Here is a 24,496-nt window from a genome sequence, read left to right on the forward strand (position 1 = left end):
TTTTGCTATAATTTGCTGAATTTTTAAAAAGGTAAAATTTGGAAAATTTTTTAATTAGTTACAGAGATCCGATTTTTGGACTTATAGTTCTTATAAGTATCATACTTTTAGTAGCTGTGCTTAGCTTTTTTTGGGGAGTTTTTAGCAAAAAGGATGAAAATCACAATATAGAAAAATTTATAAAGAAATTCGATAGCGCAAACACACTTTCAAATAAATACGACGAACTTTTAAGGCACCTTGAGATAGGAGCCGATGTGCTGGCGATTTTAGCTTCCACATTTGTTAAAAGCGGAGATTTCGAGAAAGCTATCAGCGTATATATCATCGCACTTTCAAAAACAAACGACAAAAAAGAGCGTGTATTTTTACTTACAAGTCTAGGAAAAGTTTATTTTAAGGCCGGCTTTTTAGAACGAGCGGAAAATGTTTTGCTGCAAAGTTTAAAATTGTCACCCAGAAATCCCGAAGCTCTTAAAATTTTAAGCGTAATTTATGAAAGATTGAAATTTTATGATAAAGCGCTTGAAAGTATAGACGCTCTTACCGAGCAAGGCGAAGAGACATACGCACTGAATTGCTATATTCAGGCACTTATTATAAAAAACGATAGAAATTTAAGTTTTAATGAGAAAATTTCGCGCATTTTAGCACTGAATTTTGATAGTGCAAAACGAATGGCGCTGGAACTTTATCTGCAAAACAAAGAGCCTTTGGAAAATTTTAAAAATTTCCCGGAATTAAAAAATTGCATTGATTTGATTTATCCTTTAAATTTTGCCGTAAATACCGATGATAATGAATTTAAAGAGCTTTTTTATACGAAAAATTTAACTTCGCAAAACGGCGAAAGTCAAATTTTTGAGATAAATGCGCTTTCAGCTTTAAAAAAGACAAATTTCAGCGACGCAACCTTGAAGTTCAGCTATATTTGCCAAAATTGCAAAAGTTCGCTTCCTACGTTTTTTTATCGCTGTCCTATGTGTTATAGTTTGCAAAGCGTGCAAATAATCCCGCAAATTACAAAAAAAACAGATGAAATCAGTCAAACTTTTTAGCGACGGCTCTTGCCTTGGAAATCCGGGAATTGGAGGTTGGGCTTATATTTTGGAATTTAACGGACATGAAAAATGCGAATGCGGCGGAGAAATGTTGACTACAAACAATAAAATGGAGCTTCGAGCAGCAATTGAAGGTTTAAAAGCATTAAAAGAACCTTGCGAAGTTAAAATTTTTACGGATAGTTCATATGTAACAAATAGTATAAACGGTTGGCTTGAAAAGTGGGTGGCTAAAAATTTCAAAGGCAAGCAAAATGTAGAGTTATGGCGCGAGTTTTTACGTGTATCGGCAATGCATAAAATTTCAGCTTTTTGGGTAAAAGGGCATGCCGGACATCCGCAAAATGAGCGCTGCGATGAAATGGCGCGTAATTTCGCACAAAATTTGAAAGGAGCCTGAAATATGCATGAAATAGAAAAAATTTTAGGATATAAATTTAAAAATGAAAATCATCTAAAACTTGCTCTGACGCATAAAAGTTTCAAAGGCGCTCAAAATAACGAGCGACTGGAATTTTTGGGAGATGCAGTTATGGATTTGATAGTTGCTGAATATCTTTACGAAAAGTTTCGTCACACGCAAGAAGGCGATTTAAGCAAGCTTAGAGCAGCTCTTGTAAATGAAAAAAGCTTTGCGAAATTTGCAAGAAAACTGAAAATCGGCGAAAATTTGTTTTTATCACTTGGTGAAGAGCACAACGGTGGCAGAAAAAAAGATTCCATTCTTTCAGATGCGTTTGAAGCGATTTTTGGAGCAATTTATCTGGAAAGCGGGCTGGAAGTTTGTAAAAGCCTTTCCATTAAAATTTTAGAGGAAATTTTTCCACAAATCGATAAATCTTTATATAAAGATTTTAAAACCGAACTTCAAGAAATCACGCAGGCAAATTTTGCTTTGACGCCTACTTATAAGCTTTTAAGTGCGACAGGACCGGATCATAAAAAAGAGTTTGAAATGGCTGTTTTTTTTGATGACAAAAAAATCGCCGCCGCAAAAGGAAAAAGCAAAAAAGAAGCTGAACAAAAAGCCGCTAAAATCGCGATTGAAATCGCTATCACGGAAAATATAAAATGATATTTTATAAAATTTTATATAGCTTATGCGAATTTGTTAAAAAACGAATTCCGATAAAATTTAAAGAAATTTTTTTTCATATAAAATTCAGTTACAAAAACATTTTAAAATATAAAAAATCGGTGCCGAATATAAAAATATATGGGAAAATCAAATATAATAATGCTAAAATAGCGATAAATTTCGTTAAATTGAATAAAAATGTTAAAATTTTGCATGCGACAAAAATAGACAAAAATTTGATAAATTAAATAAGGAGATTAAAAAATGAACGCTAAACATATAAATTTTTTAAAAAACTCGGTTGGCGCGGATAATGTTTACGATGATGACGCGCATTTAACGGCATACTGCTACGACGCGACAAAAAATCGCTTCAAACCGGACGCCGTCATATTTCCACGAAATGAAGAAGATGTAAGCAAAATTTTAAAATACTGCAATGAAAATAAAATTGCAGTTGTGCCAAGAGGCGCAGGTAGCGGCTTTACAGGCGGAAGTTTGCCGGCAAACGGCGGTATAATTCTAGCCTTTGAAAAACATATGAATAAAATTTTAGAAATCGATATGCAAAATTTAGTCGCTGTCGTACAACCTGGCGTTATAAATAAAGATTTGCAAAAAGCGGCCGAAGCAAAAGGACTTTTCTACCCGCCTGATCCTGCAAGTCAAGATTATTGCACGATCGGTGGTAATGTAAGCGAAAATGCGGGCGGAATGAGAGCCGCAAAATACGGCATAACAAAAGATTATGTAATGGCGCTTCGCGCCGTTTTGCCAAATGGAGAGATAATAAGAGCCGGAAAGCGCACGATAAAAGATGTCGCAGGATACAATACCGCAGGAATTTTAATCGCCAGTGAAGGCACTTTGGCAGTTATTACTGAAATCACCTTAAAACTTATAGCAAAACCGAAAATGAGTGAAACCGCAATGGGAATTTTTGATTCCGTAGATGAAGCGATGAATGCCGTTTATAAAACAATGGCGGGTGGCGTAGTGCCTGTAGCAATGGAATTTTTGGATAATCTTAGCATTCGCGCCGTTGAAGAAAAATTTCACAAAGGTTTATCCGTTGATGCTGGAGCGATTTTGATAACCGAAGTAGATGGAAACTCAAAAGATGATTTATCACGCCAACTTGATTTAATAGAAGCGGCTTTTAAAGAAAACGGATGCACAAATTTTAAGCGCGCCAAAGATAAACAGGAAAGTGATGACATCTGGTTCGCAAGAAGAAATGTAAGTCAGGCAATCACAATTTACGGAAATAAAAAACTGAACGAAGACATCACCGTTCCGCGCTCAAAGCTACCGGAACTTTTGAAAAAAATAGGCGAAGTGGCGCAAGAGCACGCGTTAAAAGTACCTTGTTTCGGACATACCGGCGATGGAAATGTGCATACAAACGTTATGGTGGAAGACGGAAACGATAAAGCGCAACTTGAAAACGGGCAAAAGGCAATCGAAAAAATATTTAAAATCGCCGTTGATTTAGGTGGAACTTTGAGTGGAGAACACGGCATAGGATTAAGCAAAGCGCCTTTTATGCACTTGGCTTTTAGTGAAGCCGAGATGAATTTATTTCGCACCGTCAAAAAAGCTTTTGATCCTAATAATATTTTAAATCCCGGAAAAATGGGACTTTAAAATATTTTAATCGGTGCGATGAGATGAGAATTTCAAGGTTATTTATTGTTTAAAAACTTTTAATTGAAAAAAGGTACTGAATTTTTAAGGCTGAAAAAGTGAAAATTTTTATAACTGAAATTGTAAATTTTAAAATTTCTACTGAACTTTTGTATGAAATTTATGAAATTTCGCAGTTTTAAATTTTTCGCACAAGTATTTTAAGAAAAGAAATTTTTAAACTGCAGCCTTAAAAATTAAGTGAAAAAATAGAACCAAAGTATAGATTTTAAAGAGTTATAGATGGAGTTAATATGTCAAAAAAAAACGAAGCAAAATTTAATTTTAAAGATATCAGCGATAAATGCGTTAAATGCGGAAAATGCATACAAGTATGCACAATACACGAAATCAATCGCGATGAAGTAACCTCACCGCGCGGATTTTTGGACCTTTTAGGAGCTTATCAGAATGGTGATTTGGCGCTTGATAAAAATCTGAAAGATATTTTGCAAAAGTGCTTTTTATGCACAAACTGCGTGCAAGTCTGTCCAAACTCGCTCCCTGTCGATTTCGCAATCGAACAAAGCAGAAACGAAATAAGGAAAACTCACGGCATTGCGTGGTATAAAAAAATAGTCTTTTTCTTTTTAAGAAACCGCAAAATTTTAGATATCGTAGCGCGTTTCGGATATGTTTTTCAAAGCTGCGGATTTAAAATTTTAAAAGAGCAAAGTTCAATGAAAATGAGAAAAATTCCGCTTGTAAAAATGGATAGAGTGCTTCCGAGCCTAGCAAAAAAAAGTTTTTTAGCCTCTTATGAAGACGTGATTGAAAACGGTGGTGCCGGCAAAGTCGGAATTTTTATCGGCTGTTTTGCAAACTATTTTTATACGGATATCGGCAAAAGTTTGCTTAAAGTTTTAAAAGCCCTTAAAATAGATGCATATCTCATCAAAAAACAAAAATGCTGCGGCGCACCGCAATATTTCACCGGAGATTTTAAAAGTGTCGAATATTTGGCAAAATTTAATATTGAATATTTAGAGAGCTTCGTTGGCAAACTGGATGCCGTAATCGTGCCTGAAGCAACTTGTTGCGCGATGATAAAACATGATTATGCGAAGTTTTTTTGGAATGATAAAAAATGGAAAGAAAGAGCCGAAAAACTCTCGAATTTCATATTTTTAGCTACTGAATATCTCGATAAAAAGACAAATTTAGCCGAAATTCTGGCTACCAAAAAAACTCAAAATTTCAGCGTAACATATCATGATCCATGTCACGCGCGTAAAATGCTTGGAATCTTTAAAGAACCACGCCATCTGATAGCTCAAAATTTTACTATCAAAGAGATGAAAGATAGCAATCATTGCTGCGGTTTTGGCGGCGTTACAATGCAAAGCGAAAATTATAAATTTGCTAAACAGTCAGGACTTATAAAAGCTCAAATGATAAAAGAAGCGGATGCGACTTTCGTAAGTGCCGAATGCAGTGCTTGTAGAATGCAAATCACGGACGCGGTAAACGGCATAAAGGATGATACGAAATTTAAAAATCCTATCGAACTTATCGCAATGGCGTTAAAAGAGTAATTGTGTGAAAAATTCTTATCTGGCAGGCGTATTTTTAGCATTTATAAGCGGCATTATCTGGGGATTTTCCGGTGTTTGCGGTGAATATTTATTTACCAATAAACATTTCGATCCGTTTTGGCTAACTTCAGTGCGACTTTTAGCGAGCGGTTTAATACTTTTTACCATTGTTTTTACAAAATCTAAATTTAAAGTTTTCGCGATTTTTAGCGACCGATCGGCACTTTTTGACTTAGGGCTTTATGCTGTTTTCGGACTTGCGCTTTGCCAACTTACATATTATTTTACAATATCATACTCAAATGCCGCCATAGCTACGACTTTGCAATATACGGCGCCTGCTATGATTATGATATTTGTCTGTATAAAAGAGCGGAATTTTCCCACTTTTAGAGAATTTATCGCACTTGTTTTTGCAACTTCTGGCATTTTTTTCTTTGCAACTCATGGAAATTTTCAAAATTTAGTAATTTCAAAAGAGGCTCTTATAATCGGATTATTATCAGCACTTTGCGTTGTAATTTACAGCATAGCTCCAATTAAAATCAGTCAAAAATACGGCACAAATGCTGTTTTAGCGCTTGGACTTATTATGAGCGGCGGAGTTTTTTGGATTTTTTATGCGATTTTTGGCGGCGAAATTTTACCAAGTATTGATTTTTCCGCATTTTTAGTTATTTGTGCAATTGTATTTTTGGGTACAATTTGCGGTTTTTCATTATATATGATTGCAGTTAACTTTATAGGACCGAAAAGAGCAAGCCTGGTAGCCTCAATTGAACCTCTTATGGCGGCACTTTTCGGACATTTTTGGCTTGGAAGCAAATTTGTATTTTTCGATTATCTGGGTTTTACTTTAATCATTTTGTGTGCAGTTTTACTGAGCAAAAAATAACTATAAATACAATTTATGGTATTAGAAGCGTTTATTTAATATTTTTGTGCTTTTTGAAATATTTATAAAAACAAAAAATTTAATAAATTTTAAAATTATTTTATACTAAAGCGATTTTTTAATAAATCAATTTTATATAAATTAATGCTATTAAAGATGTAATGTTTACCTGCAATGGCAAAAAAGTTTTAAATTTTATTTATTATGAGCAAAACTTTTAATTTTTTTATATAAATTTTTAACCTGATGATAAATTACCGCCCTTAAATTTCAATATTTTTATTGTTTCTTGTAAAATTTAAATAGTAAATTTGCAAAAGTTTATTCTAAAATACAACAACTGAAAAATGTAAATTTTTGGTTTTCTATAAAAAGTATTGCAAAATTAAAATATGTTTTAATTTTATTAAATTTCACTTTTATTGATTGCTTCGGCTTGAGCATGCGCGATAAGCGGATCTATAATTTCATCAAAAAGCCCGCCCGCCATAATCGCGTCAAGACGATACAGTGTAAGATTTATTCTATGATCCGTTATACGGTTTTGCGGATAATTATACGTGCGTATTCGCCCGCTTCTATCGCCTGTACCTACTTGATCTTTTCGTTCGCTTTGCTCTTTTGCTTTTCGCTCTTTTTCCTGTAAATCATAAAGTCTTGCTTTTAGCACTTTCATAGCGGCTTCTTTATTTTTGTGTTGGCTTTTTCCGTCTTGATTTGTAACTACAAGTCCTGTCGGTATGTGAGTTATTCTGACGGCGCTATCGGTTGTATTTACGCATTGTCCGCCATGTCCTGAAGCACGCATTACATCTATTCGTAAATCATTTTCATTTATTTGAATTTCACTATCTTCAATTTCAGGCATTATGGCTACTGTTATAGCAGATGTATGCACGCGACCTTGACTTTCGGTTTCAGGCACTCTTTGAACTCTATGCGTTCCGCCTTCAAATTTCAAACGCGAATAAGCTCCATCACCTTTTACAAGTAAAATAACTTCTTTAAAACCGCCTGCGCTTCCTTCACTTTGACTTACAATTTCCGTTTTATATCCGCGAAGTTCGGCATAGCGCAAATAAGCGTCCAGTAAATCTCCGGCGAAAAGCGCAGCTTCATCGCCACCTGTTCCTGCACGAATTTCAAGAAAAATATTTTTTTCGTCGTTAGGATCTTTTGGAATAAGTAGAATTTTTATCTCTTCTTCAAGTTTGTTTTGTGAAATTTCTAAATTTTTAAGTTCTTCTTTTGCCAAATCGCCAAGTTCGGTATCATTTATCAAACTTTTGTTGTCTTCAATGTTTTTTAAAACTTCCAAATACTGTAATGTAGCATTTCTTACAGGTTCAATACTGCGTTGTTCTTTAGAAAGTTTGGTTACTAAAGAGATATCGCTCAAAATTTTAGGGTCGCTAAGACTTTCTGAAATTTCGTCGTATCTTTTCAAAAACGGCTTAAGGCGATCGGCTAACAATTATGCAACCAGACTGTTTACTAATTTTGCAAGTCTGCTAACATGACGGCTTGCTGTTTCTTTTTTCAAAAAGCCTTTGCTTACAAAGCTATGGAAATTTTGATTTACAACTTTTAAAGCCGCTTTTGCAGCATCAACATCTTTAGCTTCTACAGCTTCTTTTACCGCGCGTGTCATATTTTTAAGACGGGTGCGATAAAAACGGTTTCTTTCTGTTCTTTTTATAGTTTGTCTTGCTCTTTTTTCAGCAGATTTATGGTTTGCCATAGTAATCCTTTTTTAAAAATTTAAACCTTGCATTATATGAAAATTTTATTTAATTGCGGCTTAATTTAAGTATAATTTTATATTAAGAAAGCGGAAATTTTAAAATTTCCGCCTTTTATTTTATTCAACGATAGCAAGCACTTGATTGCTATCTACAGTATCTCCCTGATTTACTAAAATTTCTTTAATGACTCCGTCTTTTGGAGATTCTATATTTATTTCCATTTTCATAGCTTCCAAAATTACGACATTTTGACCTTTTGAAACTTTATCGCCTACTTTTACTAAAATTTTAAATACATTGCTTGGCAAAGTTGCCAATACTTCGTTTGAATCACCGCTTGAAACGGTTTTATTTTCAGCTTTTGGAGCTTCTGCCGGTTTTGATTGTGATGGAGTTTGCGCTACGCTTTTTACACCTGCAAATTTGCTCTCGCCTTCCGCAACTTGGACATTATAGCTGTTTCCATTAACTAAAACGCTGTAAGTTTTTACCTCATCGCATTTTTTAGCATTATTTTTAGATGCTGCTTTTGGCATATCAGCTTTTTTGCGAACCATAACTTTGCCTTCGCCTTTTAAAAATGCGATTCCTTTTTCTTTACACGCTAAAGCTATAAAAATATTTTCTTCATTCGGCTCTATGTTTTCACGTTTTAGCACTTCTGCGGCATATTTGATGGATTTTTTCTCATCTTTATCAGCGATATCGATTGCATGCTCTTTTGTAGGAGCAAGACCTAGTTGCTTTTCAGCCATTTTTACTATTTCGCTGTCAGGTTTTACAGGAGTTCTGCCGAAATATCCAAGCACCATTTTACCGTATCCATCAGCTATCTTTTTCCAATCTCCAAACATTACGTTATTAAAAGCTTGTTGAAAATAGAATTGACTTACAGGTGTTACACTCGTGCCAAAACCGCCTTTTTCTACGACTTCGCGCATAGCTTTGATGACTTGCGGGAATTTATCTAAAATATTGTTATCTCTCATCATTTGAGTGTTTGCGGTAAGCGCACCGCCAGGCATCGGCGAAAATGGTATTACAGGGCTTACCATTGTAGCTTCAGGCGGCATAAAATAATCTTTCAGACAGTCATATAAAACTTCTTCATATTTTAAAATTTTTTCTACGTCAAGTCCGCCGAGATCATAATTTTTGCCTTTTACGGCATGAAGAAGCGTCAAAATATCCGGTTGACTTGTTCCGCCGCTTACAGGATGAGCTGCGAGATCTATACCGTCAGCTCCTGCTTCAAGCGCTGCCAAATAACAAGCTACGCTAACTCCTGCAGTTTCGTGCGTATGAAGTCTGATATGTGTGTTTTCAGGCAACAACTTGCGTGCCATTTTTATTGTTTGATAAACTTTTTCGGGGCTTGATGTACCGCTTGCGTCTTTAAAACAAACGCTATCAAAAGGAATTTTACTATCTAAAATTTCACGCAAAACCTTTTCATAAAATGCAGGATCATGTGCTCCAAAGCATTTTGGCGGCAAATCCATCATAGTTATTACGATTTCGTGATTTAAACCGTGTGCTTTTATGCGCTCGCCGCTATATTTTAAGTTTTCGACATCATTTAATGCATCAAAATTTCTAATCGTATTCGTATTGTGCTTTTTAAAAAGTTTTGCGTGCAAATCTATCATTTCGCGACTTCCTGTATCAAGCGTAACTGTATTTACGCCTCTACTTAAAGTTTGCAGATTTGCATCTTTTCCGGCTACTTCGCGGAATTTATCCATCATCTCAAACGCATCTTCATTTGTATAAAAATAAAGACTTTGAAATCTGGCTCCGCCACCAAACTCAAAGTGAGTAATTCCTGCTTCTTTTGCGGCGCTCACCGCGGGTAGAAAATCGTTCATCAGCACTCTTGCACCAAAAACGGATTGGAAACCGTCTCTAAAAGTGGTATCCATAACGTCAATAAATTTCTTTGCCATATTAGCCCCTTCGAAAAATTTTTAAAATTTTAATCTTTGTATATTTATTTTTAGCTTAAAAAAGCACTCATTCCGAAAATTTCCGGATAAACCGCAAGCAATAATAAAACCAAAATCTGTAAAATTATAAACGGTAAAACACCTTTGTAAATATCAATTGTTCGCACACTCGGCGGGGTAACGCCTTTTAAGAAAAATAAAGAAAATCCAAACGGCGGCGTCATAAATGATGTTTGTAAATTTACAGCAATCAGTATAGCAAACCAAACTGGATCTATACCTAAATTTTGAGATATTGGAATTAAAATAGGTAAAATTATATATGAAATTTCAACATAATCAATAAAAAAACCTAAAATTAAAATAGATACCATAGTAAGAGCTATAAAACCCCATTTTTGTCCAGGTAAACTCATCATAAAATCTTCTACAATCGTGTCTGCTCCGGTATAACTGAATATCATTGAAAAAGCGGTGGCTCCGATTAAAATCGCAAAAACCATCGACGAAATTTTAACACTTTCCTGTAAAGATTTATAAATAAGTTTCCATGAAAACGTGCGAAACAATAAAGCAAGAATAACAGCACCAAGACACCCTACAGCAGAACTTTCGGTAGGCGTAGCAAATCCTGTAAAAATTGAGCCTAAAACAAGCAAAATTAAAACCAAAACCGGAATTACATTTTTTAAAGCATTAAAAATTTGGTGCGCTTTGCTGTCCGTCGTATCAAATTTAACGCATGGCGCATAATCTTTTTTTACAAATGCGACTATAGCGATAAAAACTACGTAAAAAAGTACCAAAGTAAGTCCCGGCACGATAGCCGCTTTAAAAAGATCACCAACAGGCACGCCAAAAACATCACCCAAAATAATCAAAACAATTGACGGCGGAATAATTTGTCCCAAGGTTCCTGAAGCTGCGATTGTGCCGCAACCAAGAGGTTTATTATAATGATATTTTATCATTACCGGAAGACTTATAGCGCCCATTGCAATGACACTTGCTCCTACAATTCCTGTAGTAGCCGCAAGAAGTGCGCCGACTAAAACGGTGCTGATAGCAACTCCGCCGCGAATACCACCAAATAAAAACGCCATTGATTCAAGAAGTCTTTCCGCCAAACGGGTTTTTTGCAAAATCATTCCCATCAAAATAAAAAGCGGAACGGAAATTAAAATTTTATTTTCCATAATATTAAAAATTCTATACGGCATAAATGAAAAAAGATCTATCATATTCGAAAAGGCGTCTGCAAAAATTTCTGTACTATTATCTTCAAAAGCTTGCACAAAAGCATATATAGCACCGAAAAATACGGCAATAGCACCGAATGTAAAAGCGACCGGAAATCCTATAATAAGCATAAAAAGCGCCGCTAAAAACATTACAATTCCTACCATTTTATACGCCTTTCGCGCTATTTTGTGAATTTACAAAAAACTCTGCAAAGCCTGTTTTTTTGATTTGAATTAACGCATTTATATTTTGCACAATAAAACCTATTGCGGAAATTATTAAAAACCCAAAGCAGATCGGAATTGTGGATTTTATAATCCAGCGATATGCCAAACCTCCTGGATCAGCGCTTGTTTCGCCGCTCTCGTAAGCTTCTATAACAAAATCCGGCGAAACACAAACAATCAAAAGCGCAAAAGGAAGTAAGAAAAAAATCACACCGAAAATATTTATATAAGCTTTTTTACGAGGACTTAAAGAATCATATATCACGTCAACTCTAACGTGCGCATCCTGTTGTAAAGTATAACTCATCCCAAATAAAAACATACAAGCGAAAAAATGCCATTCCAATTCTTGTAATGCGACATTTCCGTAATGAAAAAAATATCTGGCGCAAACATTAAAAAGCACAAAACAGACAAGCAAAAAAAGAAAAGTTATGCTTAAAATTCCTAAAATTTTTGCAAAAACTGCAAAAAATTTTTCAGCTCTTTTCAAAATTCCGTCCTTTTTATTGGTTTTGAGCTTAAAAGTTTACTCAAATGAAGCTTAAATTTTATGAATTTTTTAATTTAATTTAAATTTTAAATTTTTTGATAAGAAATTTATAAAAACTATTATAAAATAAGATAAATTTTTAAAAAAAATAAAAGGTAATCATATGAATTTTATATATAAAATTTCAAAGTTACAGGATAGACGATTTATATGGATTTTGATGTCTGTGATTATGCTCTCTTTTGTCGCTATCGCTTATGGATTTTTTCAAAAATATCTATATATGCAACCTTGCAAACAATGTATTTTCATACGAATTTCTATGCTGATCATCGCTCTTGGCGGAATAATCGCAGCTATAAAACCGACTGATATTTTTCTAAAATTTTGCGGATATATTCTAGGAATCGGCGCGTCCATAGCAGGAATTATTTTCAGCACAAAATTAAATACCATAAAAGAAATGATTCAAAACAACAAAGAAATAGATCTTTCAAATATCAGCGGCTGCGCTGTTTCTCCGGCTATAAATTTAAATACCACATCGCAATCAAGCATAATGCCGAATCTTTTTGACGCAACAGGAGGATGTGGCTACGACAGTCCTGTAGTTCCACCCGATACAGCACTTAGTGATTTACAAAACTATTTTGTAAATCTTTACAGCGATGGCTGGTATCTTGTGCCGTCGGCAAAATTCGGTTCAATGGCGAGTTGCACGACTTTTGCTTATTCGCTTACGATTTTTTTGCTTTGTGTTATGCTTATTTGTTATATTTACACAAAATTTAAACCAAAAATGAAATTTTAAATTTAATAAATTTTTTTTATCGCTGCTTGATTTGTTTCAAGTATAATATTCACCGATTTTATCGATTTTAGGAAAAATAAAATGAAAAAAATTTTGATTTTAGGCGGTGGATACGGCGGTTTAAAATGTGCCATTACATTACAAAAAAAACTGAACGATAAAAACGTGGAAGTTACACTTATATCGCGCCACGATTATCATTACCAAACGACACTGCTTCATAAAGTTGCCGTTGGAACTTACAGCGCCAGAAAAGCGCGAATGTTTTATCGCAACCTTTTAAATCTAAAAAATATAAAATTTACAAAAGATATAATTGAAAAAATCGATATCAAAAACAAAAAAGTAAAAGGCGTAAGATTTGAGTATGATTACGATTATTTGGTAATTGCGCTTGGTTTTAGGGTAAATGATTTCGGCATAAAAGGCGTTTATTATCACTCTCATAAACTTTCAACCCTAAATAAGGCGCTTCAAATAAGAACAAATATAGAAAACAATTTTAAAGATTATATTTTCAAACCGAATCCTCTTAATTTAAGCTTTATCGTTTGCGGAAGCGGTTTTACGGGCGTAGAATTCGCAGCTGAACTTGCAAAGCGCGTTCCTGAACTTTGCAAAATAAGAGGTCTTGATAGAGATTTGGTTAAAATTTATCTAATAGGTCGTGGAGAGCACATTTTACCGATGTTTGATGAAAAACTAAGCGCTTTAGCAGCTGAAAAACTCACAAAAATCGGCGTTAAAATCATTAGAGGAAATGTCATTGAATGTATGAGTGATGGCGTGATTATCGAAAAACCTGATAAAAGCACGCAAAAAATAGAAGGAAATATCACCGTTTGGACAGCCGGAGTTAAAGGAAATCCGGTAATCGGCAACTCAGGCATTACAAATACAAAAGACCGAGTAGAAGTAAATGAATTTTTACAAATACCGAATTATCCTGAAGTATTTGTTTTGGGAGATTGCGCGATAGCAAACTCACGCGATGTAAAACACGCTCCGACAGCGCAGCTTGCTTCGCAAATGGGTGAATATTGCGGCGAAAGTTTAATTCAAATTTTAAAAGGCGAAAAATTGATAAAGCCGTTTATTTTCAAAAACAGAGGAACCGTTTGTTCGATAGGTCATACAGATGGTATCGGCGTGGCTTTTGGCTACAAAATCAACGGCGAAATTGCAGCATTTTTAAAAAATGTAATAGAAAATCGCTGGATTTTATCGGTCGCAAATTTAATGACTGTTTTCAAAAAAGGACAATTTCGCTGGAGAAGCAGTGACTGATTTAAAATCGCAAAATAAAAATCTTTTAAATAACACTAAATTTTAAAATTTATCGTTTTCATAAAATTTTATTTATAATTAAATTTCAAAAAAATCTATTTGAATAATCCAAAATTTTAAGTTGAAAAAATTTAAAATTATTTAAAATTTAACGGCCAAATATTTTTACCGGCAATAAAATTTATTAAAATTTTATTGATTATTATTTAAAAGCTCGGCCGTATTTTTTAGTTTAAAGCTTATCTTCAATTTTTAATCATAATTTAGTTTTTTTTTGGGCGTAACTTTATTTGGATTTGAAATTTTAGAAATTTTGCGTATTAAATTTCTAAAAAAAGCAAAATTTTCATTTTAAATATGAGGTGAAAAAATTTAATTATTTAAAATTTTTATGCTTTTTGAAAAACCATAAAAAGCACATTACAAGACCTGGAGCCTTTATAAAGTTATCGTCAAAAGCAAAATTTTCAGCTTTATTTAAAGGCAAATTTATAATTTCTATTTTTTCGCCGTCAACTCCGCCGCCCTGAGCGATTTTATCACTATTTTTTACTACGGCGTAGAAAAAGTCCTGTCTATTCGCACCGAAACCAAGAGCTGAATAGCAAGTCGTGATAAATTCCAAATCGTTTACTTTATATCCCGTTTCTTCAAAAATTTCTTCAATCGCAGTTTGTTTTGCGGATAAATTTTTATCCATTATTCCGGCGCAAAGTTCATAAGTGTAGCCACTTTTATCACTATTTTCGTGAGTATTTTCATAATACCAAACTGATGGGCGGAACTGACGAACCAGCACAAAATTTTTACTCTCTTCATTAAAAATCAGAATGGAAACACTATCGTAAACCTTGACGCAATCCCAAAAACGCGCTTGTCCATCTATTTCAAAACGCAAAGTAAAAGGTTTTACAAATTTTTCATTTCTAAGATGCAAAATTTCAAAATTTTTTAAAGAAGAACCCATGTGGCAAGTCCCAAAAAACTAAAAAATCCTATAATATCGGTAAATGTAGTCAAAACAACCGAACTGCCGACAGCAGGATCAATTCCTAATTTTTTTAAAGTAAGAGGAATCACGGTGCCGAAAAACCCTGCCAATGTAAGATTTATAATCATTGACGCAGCTATTACAAAACCAAGAAGCGGAATGTGAAACCAAAAATATGCAACAATTCCCATAAGCGTTGCAAAAATCATACCATTTACAAGTGCAATTGCAACTTCGCGAAATAAAACACGCTTTTTATCTTTAAACTCAATTTCTCCAAGCGCAAGACGGCGAACCGTAACGGTTAGCGCTTGCGTACCTGTATTTCCGCCCATACTGGCAACTATCGGCATCAAAATCGCAAGTGCAACAACGCTTTCTATCGTTTTGTCAAAAAAACCTATAATGATAGAACTTATAATCGCCGTACAAAGATTTACAAAAAGCCACGCCGCGCGTGCTTTACCTGATTTTACAACAGTTTCTTCTTCTTCGGCTTCATCATTAACGCCGGCCAAATTATAAAGTTGTTCAGTAGCCCGATCTTCAATAAGATCATGTATATCATCACTTGTAATTCGTCCAAGTAACACGCCGTTCGCGTCAATTACCGGCATAACGTTTAAATCAAACTCGTCAAAATCCTGTATGACATCATTTACATTTTCCGTATCAATCGCAACATGCGGTTTATAATCATAATTGCTTTTTTCAATTATTTCATTCAAAGTAAGCGAAAAATCATAAATTATCAAATCGGATAATGCAATAGCCGATTTTAAATGATTTTTTTCATCGACAATAAAAAGTTGAAAAACGTTTTCTATCTCTTCTTTTTCTTTTAAAATTTTAAGTCTGTCAATAGCGCTTTTAAGTGTTTCGGAACCTTTTGCGGAAAAAATTTCCGTTTGCATATAGGCGCCCGCTTCATCTTCATCATATTTTGCGATTTTTAAAATATCCGCACGGTCTTTTTCATCAAGCTCTTCAAAAAATTCCTTAGCCTTATTTTCGTCTATATCGCTTATATTATCCAAAAGTTCAGCCTGATCGTCGCTTTCAAGTTCCGAAATACCTTGCGTAATTTTATCTTTCGGTACGATTTCAATGACATCTTCAAGCATATGATCGGGCATTTCAAGAGCCGCGTTAGCTAAGCTTTCAGGATCAAGTTCTTTTAGATATTTGGCAAACTGCGTTTCATCGTGTTTTTTTATTGTTTTTAGATGTTCGGCAAGATCAACTGAGCTTAATTCATCTTTAAGCGTATCGTCTATATGCGAATCAAGTTGCTCTTTAGCGGTTTCAAGCTCTTGTGTTTCCATTTTTTGCCTTTTAATTTAACATAACAAAATTATCAAAATTTTCTAATTTCTTTGGATTTTCGTTGGAAACTAAAATTTTCCTTATGTTTTCATTTGTATCTTTTACAAGTTGTTTAAATTTCGCCTGCTCTTTTGTTACGATTTGTTCTTTTTCGACTTTTACTATACTGTTTGGATTTACGGCTACTTTATTTCTATAAACGCCAAAATGTAAATGCGGTCCTGTTGCAAGTCCGGTATTCCCAACATAAGCAATCAGTTGTTTTTGTTTTACCGTTACTCCCTTTTTTATACCTTTTGCAAAACCGTTTAAATGCGCGTAAAGTGTTGATATATTGCTACCGTGAGAAATTTCAACCGTATTTCCATATCCGTTTCTTCTACCTACAAAAGTTACTTTACCACCACCTGCAGCATAAATTTTCGTTCCTTTAGGTGCTGCATAGTCAATTCCCAAATGAGCACGGTATCTGTGCAAAATAGGATGATATCTTTTTGGCGTAAAATTTGACGCGATTCTAGCGCCGTATATAGGCAAAATAAGCAAGAAATTTTCTACCTGTTTGCCGTTTTCATTATAATATTTATCATCATAAAAATACATATAATGAGCTTTTCCATTACTTTCTAACATTCCTGCCGAAATTTTAATATCTCCGAATTGTCTTCCAAGCCTTGTTTTTTGATCATAAATAATGACAATTTTATCGCCTTTTTGCAATTTCTTGAAATCAACCTCATTTTTAAACATTATCATAAATTCGTTTGCCAACGTCGTATTTCCTGTAGCTTCGATTATATCGACATACGGCGATTTATTAACTTCAATACTGAGAGTATTGTGAGAAACCGAATAAATAATCGGTGTAAAGGTTAATTTATATTGGTTAAATTTATCTTTATAAATTTGAATTTGAAGTTCATTGCTTACAGGTATTAATATTTGTAAAATTTCGCCGTCATCGTCTTTTAACATATAACAATCCGAACCGGATATTATTTCGCTGACAACTTCCTGATCTTCATTTTCAAGATTATAATAAAGTGAAAGCGGAATTTTAGAGACTTCAAAAAATTTTAATAAACTGACACCTTCCGGCCAGCTGAATTTCTCAATATTTGAGCCGAAAGAAAAAGAAAAAATCATCAAAAAAATCAAAAAAACTCTCATAAAACCACCACTATATCTGAATTTTCGTATTCTAACAAAAACAGCCTTATATTTTGCAAAATTTGTTAATTTACCAAATTTTCATATAATAACCGAAAATTTTTAACTTAGGAGAAAGGTTTTGAATAAATTTCTTTTGATTTTTATCTGCTTTTTTACTTTTGCATTTTCTGCAGATTTTAATATGAAGACTTACGAAACTACGCTTATTGGCGTAGAAAACGGATACGGCACTATAACAGACAGTCCGGATATTGTAATTGGAAGCAGCGGTATTATTTCGCATACATTTTTAAACGGCGAGAGTTCTATAATAGCGCGCGCTGTTGTAACGGAAAAAAACGGTGCAAACGCGAAAGTAAGATTTGAAGTTTTTTCAATGCTTGCCCAAAAAGCACTTCCGCTTCCTAAAATTTTACCGCAAAGCGGTGATAAAATCGTGCTTAATTTTCTTTATTCACGCTCTTTGCTTATCACTCCGAATAAAGAAATTTACGACCAGATAAAATTGGCCTTTCCAAACATTGACTTTGTAGATCCTGATGTAAACGCGGCTTATCTTAGCAGCGAATTTAAACCGAATCCCGGAAGAGACGAATTTCGTAAAATGTGCGCCGATAATGCGGCCGGACTTATATTTTTCGCATTAAATGGAAAAGGTGTTTTTGCTGACTGCGGAAGCTTTAAAACTTTAAAAACATTTAAAACTGGCGGCATCAACAGTTATACTTTACCGTTTTATTCGCATGTAGAAGGCATTTCAACGATGATTTGGGATTTTAAAAACGGACAAATAAACGACTATGACGAATATTATCGCTATTTGCTTGGAGAAGAGTGATTTTGAAGCTGATTTCGTGGAATGTAAACGGGCTTAGAGCTTGCGTAAAAAATGACGCTTTGGGTTGGATTACTCAAGAAAAACCTGATTTTTTAGCTTTGCAGGAAATTAAAGTTTCAGAAGATAAAATTCCTTCTGAAATTTATAATCTCGGTTTTGAAAATTTAGATGTAAACTCTGGCGAAAAAGCAGGTTATAGCGGCGTAGCAAGCCTTCATAATCTAAAATGCGCTACTTTTAAAAATTTATTTTTTCAAGAAAACGAAGGGCGCGTTTTGCAGCACGATTTTAATGAAATTTCACTATTTAATATATATTTTCCAAACGGTCAAAAAGATGAAAACAGACTTAATTTCAAGATGGAATTTTATGATAAATTTTTAATTTATCTTGATAAACTTAAAAAACAAGGTCGCAAAATCATTATTTGCGGCGATGTAAACACGGCTCACCGTGAAATAGATTTAAAAAATCCTAAATCAAATAGCGATAGAAGCGGCTTTTTACCTATAGAAAGAGCTTGGATTGACAAACTTTTATCTCATGGTTTTGTCGATACTTTTCGCGCTATAAATGGCGATAAAATCGCATATTCGTGGTGGAGTTACAGATTCAACGCAAGAGCTAAAAATGCAGGTTGGAGAATTGATTATTTTTTCATCAGCGAAGATCTGCGTGAAAATTTAACAAACGCTTTCATACTGGACGATATAAAAGGCAGCGATCATTGTCCTGTCGGCATAGAAATCAATTTATAACCATATTTTCGATATCCAAAACTTAAATTTTTAAGAATTTAAGTAAAGTTTTATTATTTTTAACTAAAATTTTAAAAATTTAAAATAAGGATAAATTATGAAAGTTGTCGTTTGCATAAAAAACAATCAAATTTGCGATAATGTGAGAGATTACGGCATTTATGTGGCCAAAATTTTAAAATCGCAAATCAGTTTTGTCGCAATTATGGAAAATCAAGAGCTGGGAGATAGCTTTTACGGACTTGCGGCAGGCGGAATTGTGCTTGGCGAAAAAGATATGATACTTTCAAATTATCAAAATTTAGAACAGGAAAACAACGAAGAAACTCTTAAAAAAATACAGGAATATCTTGATAAATGCGTCAAAAAAGCTAACTTGGAAGGCTTAAAAGCGGAGCAAACATTAAAAAAAGGCGATTTTATAGATATTATAAGTACTTATAAAAATGAAGCCGATATGTTTATAACAGCTGCTAGATATGATGAAAGCGACGATATAGATTTTAATGCCAATATGCTGATAAAAGAATTAAAAGTACCTGTACTTTTGGTAAATAAAGAATTTTCGCCGATAAAATCCGTGCTTCTTGCATTTGACGGCACATTATCAAGCGTGAAAATTGCAGGATTTATTCATAACTCACCACTTTTTTCAAATGCAAAAAAATATATAATAAATATAAGTGAAGATGAAGAAAAATCAAAAGAAGCATTGAAAATCGCAAAAGACATAATAGGCGAAGAAAATGCAAAATATGTTTATATAAACGGAACTGACGCCGGAGAGGAAATTATAAAATTTCGACGAGCAAATAAACTTGATCTCATTGCCACAGGCTCATTCAGCAAAAATTTTCTAAAAAAACTGATTGTTGGAAGCGTTTCGCAAGAAGTTATCACAAATGCCCTTGTGCCGATACTCGTAGTAGCTTAATAATTTTAAAGGTTTTTTATGCCTAGAAATTCTATTTTAAATCTGTTTTTTGGCGGAATTTTACTTGTAATTTCACTATATTTTATAATTTGGGGATTTGATTATATCGGTGAAGCAAATAAAATAATATTTACAATTTCCGTTATTTTAGGAATTTTTATGGCATTTAATGTCGGCGGCAATGACGTTTCAAACTCATTTGGAACAAGTGTCGGCGCAGGAACTCTTACAATCACACAAGCACTTTGTATAGCTGCGATTTTTGAAGTTGGCGGCGCTGTAATTGCGGGTGGCGAAGTAACGGCTACTATAAGAAGCGGAATTGTAGATCTTCAAAAAATGAGCGTAAGTCCGTTCGACTTTGTATATATAATGATGTCGGCACTACTTGCGGCAGGACTTTGGCTATTGATAGCTACAAAAAAAGGAATGCCAGTTTCAACAACTCATGCAATTGTTGGCGGAATTGTCGGGGCAAGCTTAACTCTCGGTGTTATTTTAGAACACAGTGAAATTTCTCCGTTATCGATTTTACGCTGGAATAAACTTTTTGAAATAGTACTGTCATGGATTATTTCACCGGTTTTAGGCGGAATAACTTCATATATGATTTACCGCGTAATCAAAAAATACATCATAAACTACAATGCAATAGCGCAAATAAAAATTAATAGAATAAAAAGAAAAAAGAAAGAATTAAAAAAAGAGCATAAAAAGATTTATGAAACACTGAACGATCTGCAAAAAGTGGCATATAGTGAAATTTTAAATAAAGATCTTCTTGAAATGCAAGAACATAATTTAAATTACAAACATTTAAGCAGCGATTATTATAAAAAAATAAATGAACTTGATATGCAAAAAGAAAAACTTCAATCTCACAAAGCACTTGAGCTTGGAATTCCTATAATAGCGGCATTTGGAACAATTGTGCTTGTTAGTATGCTTCTTTTTAAAGGACTTAAAAATTTAAATCTCGGTTTAAGCGCTTTTCAAAATTATTTGATAATAAGTATGTGCGCGACTATCGTTTGGGCTGCGATGTTCGTTTTTGCAAAAAATTTACGTAGAAGCGATCTTAGCAAATCAACTTTTTTAATGTTCAGTTGGCTTCAAGTTTTTACGGCATGCGGATTTGCTTTTTCGCATGGAAGTAATGACATTTCAAATGCGGTAGGACCGTTTGCGGCAATTATTGATACATTAGCGACAGGCGCTGTAAACGGAGAAGCTGCAATTCCGCCAATAGTAATGATAACGTTTGGAATAGCACTTGTAGCAGGACTTTGGTTTATAGGAAGAGAAGTTATCCAGACAGTCGGCACAAATTTAACAAAAATGCACCCGGCAAGCGGTTTTTCAGCTGAATTATCGGCTGCCAGTATCGTTATGCTTGCTACTGTTTTTGGAATTCCTGTAAGTTCTACGCATATTTTAATCGGTGCGGTTTTAGGAATCGGACTTGTAAATAAAGCTGCAAACTGGTCTTTAATGAAACCGATTGTACTTGCTTGGGTCATTACAATTCCGGTTGCTGCGGTAATATCAAGCATTTGCCTTCTGGTTTTTAGAAATATTTTTTAATCAATTTACAGTATATAAAATATATTTAGTGTAATATAATCGTTTAACGAATATTATATATAAGAAAAAATATTACAATTAAGCAAACCTGGTATTTTTTGGAAATTTGTAAAACTGCCAAAATAAATTGAAATAAGACATTTACAAAGCAAATATCAAAAAACATAAAATTTATGCGCTGACTTAAAATAATTTTTGTCGCACAAAACTAAAAAAACGAAAGTTTTATGAGTATCATAAATAGACTAAAATCAAAAATCATAATTACTCATTAATGAATTTATAAAATGGATAATTTACTAAATTAAATTTTAACAAAATTTTTACACTTTTCGTAAATTATACACCAAAATTTAAAAAATAAATCAAAAATGCAAAATTAGAAATGATTGAAAACTTATAAAATTTCAAAAAGCCGTTTGTAATTTAAAAGTAAAATTTTAAATTACAACTTCATAAATTTCAAGATTTGCATTTTTAAAATGCATATGAGCGGTCTCACCGGCATTTGCGTGAGCTTTTTTAAACTCATTCGATTTGGTCCAATTTTCAAAACTTTTGAAATTTTGCCACTTTACAAATGAACTGACCACGCAATAATTAGTCTCAGGACTCGCTTTTAATAGGTGAAATTCCACAAATCCATCAACACTTGAAAGATAAGAGTTTCTATTTTTCCAGCGCTCTATAAATTCATCTACAAATTCATTTTTTATATTAAATTTATTCATAACAACTATCATTTTAAATCTCCAAAATTTGTGAAATTTCACCCGTGTTTTATTTAAATAAAAGCCCTGCTTTTACCTCATTATAAACATTTTCGCCAGCCAAATCTTTTACAATAGCAAGAGCAAATTCCATAGCAGTAGCAGGGCCACGCGAAGTCATCACATTTTCATCTCTTACGACATTTGATTTATCACCAGCAAAACCAGCAAGATTTATTTTTTTCTCAAATCCAGGATAGCAAGTATAGCTGTTTTTTAAAACTCCGGCGCTTCCTAAAACCCAAGGTGCGGCGCAAATTGCCCCGATTTTAAGTTTTTTATCATCAAATTCGCGTAAAATTTTATGAAATTTTTCACTTTTTGATAAAATTTCATTATTTTTAAATCCACCAGGAAGCAAAATCATATCGAAATCACTAACTTTAAACTCGCTAAAATCAGTATCGGCTACAATTTTTATACCATGAGCTCCGATTACATTAATACCGTCGTATCCTACAACTACAGATTTTATACCACCTCTTCTTAATACATCTATAAGCGTTACAGCTTCCGATTCTTCGTATCCGTCAGCCAAAATTACAGCAACTTTTTTCATCTTTACCTCCAAAACAAAAATTTATACAATTTTAATTTCCTTTAATAAATTTTTATCAAATTTACGATATATTAAGCTAAATTTTAGCAAAATACATTTTATTGAATTTATAAAAAACGAGGACAAATTATGGAAGAAAAGCATTATGAAGTTGTCGTTATAGGCGGCGGAATCACTGGTGCTGCGCTACTATATGAACTTGCCAGATACACGGATATAAAAAATATAGCACTTGTAGAAAAATATGAGGGAATCGCGACATTAAACTCAAAAGGCACGGCAAATTCGCAAACGATTCACTGCGGCGATATAGAGACAAACTACACTTTTGAAAAAGCTAAAAAAGTAAAACGAACCGCTGATATGGTAGTAAAATATGGGCTTCAATATGGCTATCAAAATAAATTTATGTTTGCAAATCAAAAGATGGCCATGGGTGTCGGGGAACGCGAAGTAGATATCATAAAAGAAAGATTTGAAATTTTCAAAGAGCTTTATCCGTATTTGGAACTTTTTGACAAAGAAAAACTTAAAGAAATCGAGCCGAAAATAGTATTTGATGAAAATGGCAACGAAAGACCGGAAAATATCATATCAATGGGCGTACAAAAAGAAGTTTATACTACTATAAATTATGGAGCTATGGCTATTTCACTAACTGAAAATGCAAAAAAACAGGAAAATAAAACCTGTGATATATTTTTAAATACTGAAGTATTGGGTATTACACATATAGGTGACAAATTTTTCCTACGTACAAGAAACAATATGGCAATTAGTGCAAATTTTGTCGTAGTTGATGCAGGAGCTCATTCGCTTTGGTTAGCTCATCGCATGGGATACGGTAAAAATATGGGATGTATAAGTATGGCGGGAAGCTTTTATCTGACAAAACAACATTTGCTGAATGGAAAAGTTTATATGGTTCAAAATCCGAAACTTCCGTTTGCAGCACTTCACGGAGACCCTGATATTTTAGCAGACGGATGCACAAGATTCGGTCCTACTGCTTTAGCACTTCCAAAATTGGAGCGTTATAAAGGTTTAAAAAGCGTGCCAGAATACTTCCAAACTCTAAATTTCAGCAAAGAAGTAGTCCAAATTTTATGGGATTTAATAAAAGACAGTGATATTCGAAACTATGTATTTAGAAATTATCTGTTTGAAATTCCTGAAATCGGTAAAAAGCTTTTTGTAGAGGATGCAAAGAAAATCGTACCGTCTCTTAAAACAGAAGATATTTACTATGCAAAAGGTTTTGGCGGCGTACGTCCGCAAGTGTTGAATCGCACCGAAAAAAAACTTATGCTCGGTGAAGCTTCAATTGACACGGAAAAAGGAATTATTTTTAATATGACTCCAAGTCCAGGAGCTACGAGCTGCCTTGGAAATGCCGAACGAGACGTCAAAAAAGTATGCGCATTCTTAAACAAAACTTTTGACGAACAAAAATTTACAGCCGAATTGGTTGATTAAACCTTAAAATTCCTATGAAATCTCATAGGAATTTCTCTTTTTTATTATTTTAAAATTTAGATTTTCATTATAGAATTCTCC

Annotated in this window: 23 protein-coding genes; 13 read left to right on the forward strand and 10 right to left on the reverse strand. The window is 33.7% G+C overall.

Going from position 1 to position 24,496, the window contains the following annotated elements; all coding sequences use genetic code 11:
• The first annotated feature begins 38 nt into the window (after positions 1-38).
• The 6 genes from CHAB381_RS07515 (at position 39) to CHAB381_RS07545 (ending at position 6,255) form a co-directional block, all read left to right on the forward strand.
• The gene (locus CHAB381_RS07515) at positions 39-1,058 is read left to right on the forward strand and encodes a tetratricopeptide repeat protein (protein WP_012109439.1); all 1,020 of its coding nucleotides are present in this window, start codon (positions 39-41) and stop codon (positions 1,056-1,058) included.
• A complete protein-coding gene (rnhA, locus tag CHAB381_RS07520) occupies positions 1,036-1,461 on the forward strand; it encodes a ribonuclease HI (protein WP_012109440.1) in 426 nt (141 codons plus the stop codon). The genes CHAB381_RS07515 and rnhA overlap by 23 nt, the downstream gene beginning before the upstream one ends.
• A 3-nt stretch (positions 1,462-1,464) precedes the next feature.
• Entirely contained in the window at positions 1,465-2,136 is a 672-nt protein-coding gene (rnc, locus tag CHAB381_RS07525) for a ribonuclease III (RefSeq protein ID WP_012109441.1), read from the forward strand.
• A 267-nt stretch (positions 2,137-2,403) separates the two neighbouring features.
• A complete protein-coding gene (locus CHAB381_RS07535) occupies positions 2,404-3,786 on the forward strand; it encodes an FAD-linked oxidase C-terminal domain-containing protein (protein ID WP_012109443.1) in 1,383 nt (460 codons plus the stop codon).
• Positions 3,787-4,079: 293 nt separating this feature from the next.
• Entirely contained in the window at positions 4,080-5,360 is a 1,281-nt protein-coding gene (locus CHAB381_RS07540) for a (Fe-S)-binding protein (RefSeq protein ID WP_012109444.1), read from the forward strand.
• A 4-nt stretch (positions 5,361-5,364) separates the two neighbouring features.
• Complete coding sequence (locus tag CHAB381_RS07545) at positions 5,365-6,255, forward strand: DMT family transporter (RefSeq protein ID WP_012109445.1); 891 nt, start codon at positions 5,365-5,367, stop codon at positions 6,253-6,255.
• Between the two features lie 406 nt (positions 6,256-6,661).
• On the opposite strand, the gene prfA is transcribed toward CHAB381_RS07545, so the two are convergent.
• From prfA to CHAB381_RS07570, 5 genes are all read right to left on the reverse strand, one after another.
• Entirely contained in the window at positions 6,662-7,729 is a 1,068-nt protein-coding gene (gene prfA / locus CHAB381_RS07550; protein WP_012109446.1) for a peptide chain release factor 1, read from the reverse strand.
• Positions 7,730-7,996: a 30S ribosomal protein S20 gene (gene rpsT, locus CHAB381_RS07555; RefSeq protein ID WP_012109447.1), complete on the reverse strand. Its 267-nt coding sequence runs from the start codon at positions 7,994-7,996 to the stop codon at positions 7,730-7,732.
• A gap of 120 nt (positions 7,997-8,116) precedes the next feature.
• Positions 8,117-9,946: a biotin/lipoyl-containing protein gene (locus tag CHAB381_RS07560; protein WP_012109448.1), complete on the reverse strand. Its 1,830-nt coding sequence runs from the start codon at positions 9,944-9,946 to the stop codon at positions 8,117-8,119.
• A 50-nt stretch (positions 9,947-9,996) separates the two neighbouring features.
• Entirely contained in the window at positions 9,997-11,352 is a 1,356-nt protein-coding gene (locus CHAB381_RS07565) for a TRAP transporter large permease (protein WP_012109449.1), read from the reverse strand.
• Position 11,353: 1 nt separating this feature from the next.
• On the reverse strand, positions 11,354-11,908 hold the full coding sequence (locus tag CHAB381_RS07570; protein WP_012109450.1) for a TRAP transporter small permease subunit: 555 nt from the start codon (positions 11,906-11,908) through the stop codon (positions 11,354-11,356).
• A gap of 163 nt (positions 11,909-12,071) precedes the next feature.
• Between CHAB381_RS07570 and dsbI the strand changes: the two genes are divergently transcribed.
• Together dsbI and CHAB381_RS07580 are read left to right on the forward strand one after the other, a co-directional pair.
• Positions 12,072-12,719, forward strand: coding sequence for a protein-disulfide oxidoreductase DsbI (dsbI, locus tag CHAB381_RS07575; RefSeq protein WP_012109451.1), 648 nt, complete (start codon positions 12,072-12,074; stop codon positions 12,717-12,719).
• Positions 12,720-12,800: 81 nt separating this feature from the next.
• Complete coding sequence (locus CHAB381_RS07580) at positions 12,801-14,006, forward strand: NAD(P)/FAD-dependent oxidoreductase (protein WP_012109452.1); 1,206 nt, start codon at positions 12,801-12,803, stop codon at positions 14,004-14,006.
• 376 nt (positions 14,007-14,382) lie between these two features.
• Here the strand turns inward: CHAB381_RS07580 and CHAB381_RS07585 are convergent, their stop codons facing one another.
• From CHAB381_RS07585 to CHAB381_RS07595, 3 genes are read right to left on the reverse strand one after another with little or no spacing between them, the layout of a single operon-like run.
• Entirely contained in the window at positions 14,383-14,973 is a 591-nt protein-coding gene (locus tag CHAB381_RS07585) for an NUDIX domain-containing protein (protein ID WP_012109453.1), read from the reverse strand.
• Positions 14,958-16,322, reverse strand: a complete 1,365-nt coding sequence (gene mgtE, locus CHAB381_RS07590; protein ID WP_012109454.1) for a magnesium transporter — start codon at positions 16,320-16,322, stop codon at positions 14,958-14,960. Before mgtE ends, CHAB381_RS07585 begins: the two co-directional genes overlap by 16 nt.
• Positions 16,323-16,332: 10 nt before the next feature.
• Positions 16,333-17,493, reverse strand: a complete 1,161-nt coding sequence (locus CHAB381_RS07595; RefSeq protein ID WP_012109455.1) for a peptidoglycan DD-metalloendopeptidase family protein — start codon at positions 17,491-17,493, stop codon at positions 16,333-16,335.
• A gap of 121 nt (positions 17,494-17,614) precedes the next feature.
• Between CHAB381_RS07595 and CHAB381_RS07600 the strand changes: the two genes are divergently transcribed.
• The 4 genes from CHAB381_RS07600 to CHAB381_RS07615 all read left to right on the forward strand — a co-directional run bounded on the left by CHAB381_RS07600 (position 17,615) and on the right by CHAB381_RS07615 (position 21,610).
• Positions 17,615-18,334 carry a plasminogen-binding N-terminal domain-containing protein gene (locus CHAB381_RS07600; RefSeq protein WP_012109456.1) on the forward strand — a complete coding sequence of 240 codons (720 nt, stop codon included), beginning with the start codon at positions 17,615-17,617 and terminating at the stop codon, positions 18,332-18,334.
• Between the two features lie 2 nt (positions 18,335-18,336).
• Complete coding sequence (locus tag CHAB381_RS07605; protein WP_012109457.1) at positions 18,337-19,092, forward strand: exodeoxyribonuclease III; 756 nt, start codon at positions 18,337-18,339, stop codon at positions 19,090-19,092.
• Between the two features lie 97 nt (positions 19,093-19,189).
• On the forward strand, positions 19,190-20,026 hold the full coding sequence (locus tag CHAB381_RS07610) for a universal stress protein (protein ID WP_012109458.1): 837 nt from the start codon (positions 19,190-19,192) through the stop codon (positions 20,024-20,026).
• A gap of 18 nt (positions 20,027-20,044) precedes the next feature.
• Entirely contained in the window at positions 20,045-21,610 is a 1,566-nt protein-coding gene (locus tag CHAB381_RS07615; protein ID WP_012109459.1) for an inorganic phosphate transporter, read from the forward strand.
• 440 nt (positions 21,611-22,050) lie between these two features.
• Here CHAB381_RS07615 and CHAB381_RS07620 read toward each other — a convergent pair whose 3' ends face one another.
• Together CHAB381_RS07620 and CHAB381_RS07625 are read right to left on the reverse strand one after the other, a co-directional pair.
• A complete protein-coding gene (locus tag CHAB381_RS07620; protein WP_012109460.1) occupies positions 22,051-22,353 on the reverse strand; it encodes an antibiotic biosynthesis monooxygenase family protein in 303 nt (100 codons plus the stop codon).
• A gap of 37 nt (positions 22,354-22,390) precedes the next feature.
• Complete coding sequence (locus CHAB381_RS07625; protein ID WP_012109461.1) at positions 22,391-22,939, reverse strand: DJ-1 family glyoxalase III; 549 nt, start codon at positions 22,937-22,939, stop codon at positions 22,391-22,393.
• 129 nt (positions 22,940-23,068) lie between these two features.
• Here CHAB381_RS07625 and CHAB381_RS07630 point away from each other — a divergent pair, with 129 nt between their 5' ends.
• On the forward strand, positions 23,069-24,415 hold the full coding sequence (locus CHAB381_RS07630) for an FAD-dependent oxidoreductase (RefSeq protein ID WP_012109462.1): 1,347 nt from the start codon (positions 23,069-23,071) through the stop codon (positions 24,413-24,415).
• Positions 24,416-24,496 lie beyond the last annotated feature (81 nt).

Source organism: Campylobacter hominis ATCC BAA-381 (assembly GCF_000017585.1).
GTDB classification, from domain to species: Bacteria; Campylobacterota; Campylobacteria; order Campylobacterales; family Campylobacteraceae; genus Campylobacter_B; species Campylobacter_B hominis.

What these genes read in the sequence shown, in the direction of transcription:
- rnhA (WP_012109440.1), top strand. Translation starts at nt 1,036, where the DNA reads ATGAAATCAGTCAAACTTTTTAGCGACGGCTCTTGCCTTGGAAATCCG.
- rnc (WP_012109441.1), top strand. Translation starts at nt 1,465, where the DNA reads ATGCATGAAATAGAAAAAATTTTAGGATATAAATTTAAAAATGAAAAT.
- CHAB381_RS07535 (WP_012109443.1), top strand. Translation starts at nt 2,404, where the DNA reads ATGAACGCTAAACATATAAATTTTTTAAAAAACTCGGTTGGCGCGGAT.
- CHAB381_RS07540 (WP_012109444.1), top strand. Translation starts at nt 4,080, where the DNA reads ATGTCAAAAAAAAACGAAGCAAAATTTAATTTTAAAGATATCAGCGAT.
- rpsT (WP_012109447.1), bottom strand. Translation starts at nt 7,996, where the DNA reads ATGGCAAACCATAAATCTGCTGAAAAAAGAGCAAGACAAACTATAAAA.
- CHAB381_RS07560 (WP_012109448.1), bottom strand. Translation starts at nt 9,946, where the DNA reads ATGGCAAAGAAATTTATTGACGTTATGGATACCACTTTTAGAGACGGT.
- CHAB381_RS07565 (WP_012109449.1), bottom strand. Translation starts at nt 11,352, where the DNA reads ATGGTAGGAATTGTAATGTTTTTAGCGGCGCTTTTTATGCTTATTATA.
- dsbI (WP_012109451.1), top strand. Translation starts at nt 12,072, where the DNA reads ATGAATTTTATATATAAAATTTCAAAGTTACAGGATAGACGATTTATA.
- CHAB381_RS07580 (WP_012109452.1), top strand. Translation starts at nt 12,801, where the DNA reads ATGAAAAAAATTTTGATTTTAGGCGGTGGATACGGCGGTTTAAAATGT.
- CHAB381_RS07585 (WP_012109453.1), bottom strand. Translation starts at nt 14,973, where the DNA reads ATGGGTTCTTCTTTAAAAAATTTTGAAATTTTGCATCTTAGAAATGAA.
- mgtE (WP_012109454.1), bottom strand. Translation starts at nt 16,322, where the DNA reads ATGGAAACACAAGAGCTTGAAACCGCTAAAGAGCAACTTGATTCGCAT.
- CHAB381_RS07595 (WP_012109455.1), bottom strand. Translation starts at nt 17,493, where the DNA reads ATGAGAGTTTTTTTGATTTTTTTGATGATTTTTTCTTTTTCTTTCGGC.
- CHAB381_RS07610 (WP_012109458.1), top strand. Translation starts at nt 19,190, where the DNA reads ATGAAAGTTGTCGTTTGCATAAAAAACAATCAAATTTGCGATAATGTG.
- CHAB381_RS07615 (WP_012109459.1), top strand. Translation starts at nt 20,045, where the DNA reads ATGCCTAGAAATTCTATTTTAAATCTGTTTTTTGGCGGAATTTTACTT.
- CHAB381_RS07620 (WP_012109460.1), bottom strand. Translation starts at nt 22,353, where the DNA reads ATGATAGTTGTTATGAATAAATTTAATATAAAAAATGAATTTGTAGAT.
- CHAB381_RS07625 (WP_012109461.1), bottom strand. Translation starts at nt 22,939, where the DNA reads ATGAAAAAAGTTGCTGTAATTTTGGCTGACGGATACGAAGAATCGGAA.
- CHAB381_RS07630 (WP_012109462.1), top strand. Translation starts at nt 23,069, where the DNA reads ATGGAAGAAAAGCATTATGAAGTTGTCGTTATAGGCGGCGGAATCACT.